Annotated in this window: 4 protein-coding genes; 2 read left to right on the top strand and 2 right to left on the bottom strand. The window is 70.9% G+C overall.

From position 1 onward, the window contains the following. Positions 1–243: 243 nt before the first annotated feature. Positions 244–1041, bottom strand: a complete 798-nt coding sequence (locus tag ACNFOC_RS51390) for an acyltransferase (protein WP_416965865.1) — start codon at positions 1039–1041, stop codon at positions 244–246. A 107-nt stretch (positions 1042–1148) separates the two neighbouring features. Here ACNFOC_RS51390 and ACNFOC_RS51385 point away from each other — a divergent pair, with 107 nt between their 5' ends. Beyond that, positions 1149–1676, top strand: coding sequence for a gamma carbonic anhydrase family protein (locus ACNFOC_RS51385; protein WP_416965864.1), 528 nt, complete (start codon positions 1149–1151; stop codon positions 1674–1676). Between the two features lie 91 nt (positions 1677–1767). Here ACNFOC_RS51385 and ACNFOC_RS51380 read toward each other — a convergent pair whose 3' ends face one another. Next, positions 1768–2412: a DedA family protein gene (locus ACNFOC_RS51380; RefSeq protein WP_416965863.1), complete on the bottom strand. Its 645-nt coding sequence runs from the start codon at positions 2410–2412 to the stop codon at positions 1768–1770. A 261-nt stretch (positions 2413–2673) separates the two neighbouring features. Between ACNFOC_RS51380 and ACNFOC_RS51375 the strand changes: the two genes are divergently transcribed. Next, positions 2674–4354 (top strand): ABC transporter ATP-binding protein (locus tag ACNFOC_RS51375; RefSeq protein ID WP_416965862.1); only part of this gene is annotated, 1681 nt, incomplete at its 3' end.

Genomic DNA, 4354 nt, shown 5'->3' with positions numbered 1-4354 from the left:
GCCTTGACCACCGGCTGGGCGTTCAGCCGCTGTTCGCCGTTGCCGATGGGCAGCGGGACGTAGGCGAGCACCACACCGCCGGCCGCGACGTGGTGATCGTGTCCACGTCGGGCGCCGAACTCGCCGGCGGATACCGCATCGCCGTCCGCGAGGCGGGCCTGGTCGCGCGAGCGTGCGCACGGGCGCCGAGGCGAATGCGGGGCGGCGTCGGGTGCCGGGGGGGCGTCTCGATACGAGTGCCGGTCAAGCCTCCGCGTCCAGCTCCGCCAGGTGCGCGATCGCGTTCTCGTCCAGTTCGGCCAGCCGCGCCGCGCCCTCGTCGTCCAGGCCCGCGAGTGCCCGCAGTTGATCCGGGGTCACATCCGCGGGGATCGGCACCGGTGCGGGGGTGCGGAGCGGCGGCTGCCAGCCCTCCGCCGGCGTCCAGCGGCGTACGACCCGTGCGGGCGCCCCCGCCACCACGGCGTGGTCGGGCACCGTGCCGCGGACCACCGCACCGGCCGCCACCACCACGTTCCGGCCGATGCGCGCGCCCGGCAGGATCACCGCGCCGGTGCCGATCCAGCAGCCCGAGCCGATCTCGACGGGTTCCATGCGCGGCCACTGCTTGCCGATGGGCTCGTGCGGGTCGTCGTAGGAATGGTTCGTGGACGTGACGTAGACGTACGGCCCGAAGTAGCAGTCGCTGCCGATGGTGACCGTCGTGTCGGCGATGACGTGGCTGCCGCGGCCGAGGACCACGCCGTCGCCCAGGCGCAGGATCGGATCGGGGCCGAGGTCGAGGTCGGGCATCAGGCCCGCCGTGAGCGTGACCTGTTCGCCGACGATGCAGTGGGCGCCGAGGTGGATCCAGGGTTCGCCGAAGACCGTGCCCAGCGGGAAGGCGAGCCGGGTGGCTTCGCCGATCGAGCCGAAGTGGAAGCGGCCGGGGTTCCTGGCCGTCACCGAGCCGGTGCGCTGCACCCAGGCCCAGCCCGCGTGGACGGCGCGCTGCGCGAGGTGGCGCCGCCATTTTGAGAACGTGTTCTTGCGCTTGGGCACCCGGCCACGGTACTCAGCGGGAGCGCGGGCCATGAGGCCCGGCCGCTGTGATCTTCGCCCTACCCGTGTCGTACCGTGCGGGTGTCTTCGACGATCGGGAGGGTCTTATGACGCACAGGGCGTTGATCATGGGTATTGGTGGCCGGGAGCCGAAGGTCGACGAGTCGGCATTCGTGGCTCCTACGGCGTCCGTGATCGGGGATGTGACGCTGTCCGCCGGGGCGAGTGTCTGGTACGGCGCGGTGGTGCGGGGCGATGTCGAGCGGATCTCCGTCGGGGCGCACAGCAACATCCAGGACAACTGCACGCTGCACGCCGATCCGGGGTTTCCGGTGAGTGTGGGTGAGCGGGTTTCCGTCGGGCACAACGCGGTGGTGCATGGGGCGACCGTTGAGGACGACTGCCTGATCGGGATGGGGGCTACGGTGCTCAACGGGGCGGTGATCGGGGCGGGTTCGCTTGTCGCGGCGCAGGCGTTGGTGCCGCAGGGGATGGTTGTGCCGCCGGGGTCGCTGGTTGCCGGGGTGCCTGCGAAGGTGCGGCGCGGGCTTAGCGGTGAGGAGCGGGAGGGGTTGACCCTTAACGGGACCATGTATGCGGAGTTGGCGAAGGCGCATCGCGGGGTGCATGAGTAGGTCGTTCGGCGGGTGCGGGTTCGTCGTGGCTGGTCGCGACCACGCGGCGGAGCCGCATATTGAGCACAGCCCCGCGCCCCTTCAGGGCGCGTTACTCGCCCGCGTTGACCGGTTCGGGTTCGTTCTTCTCGGCCGACATTTTTTGTGCCCTGCGCTTTACCAGCAGCATTGAGGCGAGGCCGACCAGTACCGCTGCCGCCAGGCCGAAGTACGAGAAGCGCTTGAGCCAGTCCTCAGCGACGATTCCCACGTAGTAGACGACCGCTGTGGTGCCGCCGGCCCAGATGATTCCGCCGAGGACGTTGGCGATCAGGAACTTCCAGTAGGGCATGCGGAGTACGCCCGCGAGGGGGCCGGCGAAGATACGGAGGAGGGCGATGAAGCGACCGAAGAAGACGGCCCACATGCCCCACTTCTCGAAGGACCGCTCGGCGGTGGCCACATGGCCTTCGCTGAAGTGTCTGGGGAACTTGTTCGCGAGCCAGGCGAGCAGGGGGCGTCCGCCCTTGCGGCCGATGGCGTAGCCGATGGAGTCACCGATCACCGCGCCCAGGGTCGCGCAGGCGCCCAGGACGATCGGGTTGATGCCCGAGTGCTGGGAGGAGAGCAGGGCCGCCGAGACCAGGACGATCTCGCCCGGCAGCGGGATGCCCAGGCTCTCCACCCCGATGACGAGTGCCACCACGGCGTAGACGGCCACCGCCGGAACCGAGTCGAGCCATTCCTGGACGTGCAACGCCGGTCCTCCTGAATGCGCGGACTGTCTGACTTGCCGGCGTGCGCCTCGAACACATAGGGCGCACCCAGGAAGCCTACCGCTCGGCATCGGACGGCAACGTCCCCTCGGACGAGCGCTCGGACAGCGGCTCCGAGAGCGGCTCGGACGAGCGCATCGAAACCGCTCCGTTACGTCCCGGGCGGACCGAAAGGGCATCGACTACCCGAGATTCACTTAGAGTAGCCTTGCCTAAGTTGGCCGGTTTCCGGAGGGTGGCTGGTGGGAGCAGGGGAACTGTCGGGGCGGGACGTCCTGACGCGCTCGGTCAAGGGACAGATACGGCGCGTCGCGCTCGGCTCGGCGCTCGGAAGCGTGCACCAACTGGGGGAAGCCCTGGTGCCGGTGCTCATCGGTGTCGTCATCGACCAGGCCGTCGCAGGACAGAACGCCGGACACCTGGCGCTCTGGCTCGGTGTGCTGGCCGTCATGTACGTGACGCTGTCGTGGAGTTTCCGGCTGGGCGCCAAGGCCGGTGAGCGAAGTGCCGAAGAGTCCGCGCACACACTGCGGTTGGCGATCGTGGGGCGGGTCCTCGACGCCCGTGGCGGTGCCGAGGAGGGACGGCTGCCCGGGGAGATGGCCAACGTCGCCACCGAGGACGCCAAGCGGGTCGGCGCGGTCAACATGGCGCTGATGGCCGGGATCTGGGCCTTCGCGGGTGTCGCCGTGAGCGCCGTGGCACTGCTGCTGACCTCCGTGACGCTCGGGCTGATCGTGTTGCTGGGTACGCCCGTTCTGTTGTGGCTGGGGCATCTGCTGAGCAAGCCGCTGGAGCGGCGCAGCGAGGCCGAGCAGGACAAGGCCGCCCATGCGTCGGGCGTGGCCGCCGACCTGGTGGCCGGGCTGCGGGTGCTGAAGGGGCTCGGCGCGCAGGACGCCGCCGTCGAGCGGTATCGCCGGACGAGTCGTATCTCCCTTGCCGCCACGCTGCGTTCGGCGCGTGCCGAGTCCTGGCAGACCGGGCTCGTGCTCGCGCTCACCGGTGGGTTCATCGCGCTGATCGCTCTCGTGGGCGGCCGGCTGGCGCTCGACGGGTCGCTGACTCTGGGCCAGTTGGTGTCGGCGGTGGGTCTCGCGCTGTTCCTGCTGGGGCCGTTGGAGACATTCGCCTGGGTCAACGCCGAGCTGGCGCAGGGCCGTGCCTCGGCCGCCCGCGTCGCCGAGGTGCTGGCCACCGGGCCCGCCGTCGTGGACGGCGACGACCCGGTCGCCGAGCCCGTTCGCGGGGAGCTTCGGCTGCGTGGCGTACGGCTCGGAGGCCTCGACGGCGTCGATCTCGACCTGCCCGCCGGGCAGTTGACCGGCATCGCGGTGACGGACCCGGCCGGCGCGGAGGCGCTGTTGCGGTGCCTGGGGCGGGAGACCGATCCGGAGTCGGGTTCCGTCGAGCTGGACGGCGTGCCGCTGACTCGGCTCGATCCGGCGGGACTTCGGGCCGCTGTGCTGGTCGCCGCCCATGACGCGGCGCTGTTCGAGGGCTCGTTGGCGTCGAACGTGACGCCGGAGGACGGCTCGCAGGGCGGAGAGGACGATCTCCTCACCGGACGCGCCATGGCCGCCGCGCGTGCCGACGAAGTCGCCGACTCCCTGCCGCACGGGACCGCGACCGGCGTCGGTGAGGGTGGCCGTTCCCTGTCCGGCGGGCAGCGCCAACGCGTGCTGCTGGCACGGGCGTTGCGTGCCGGGCCGCCCGTCCTGGTCGTGCACGATCCGACCACGGCCGTCGACACGGTGACCGAGGCCCGTATCGCCGACGGCCTGCGCGAGTTCCGGCACCCCCGCGTGCGAGCCGACCAGGTTGATCCCCGCGCCACTGACGGCGGCCATCCGGATGAAGTCGTACGCGCGCGTGAAGAACGCCGCGAACGTGGAGGCGTACGGCACCCAGCCGCGCGCCGCC

It is taken from the genome of Streptomyces colwelliae (genome assembly GCF_048158785.1).
GTDB lineage: Bacteria > Actinomycetota > Actinomycetes > Streptomycetales > Streptomycetaceae > Streptomyces.
This window is presented reverse-complemented; position numbering and strand designations above follow the sequence as displayed.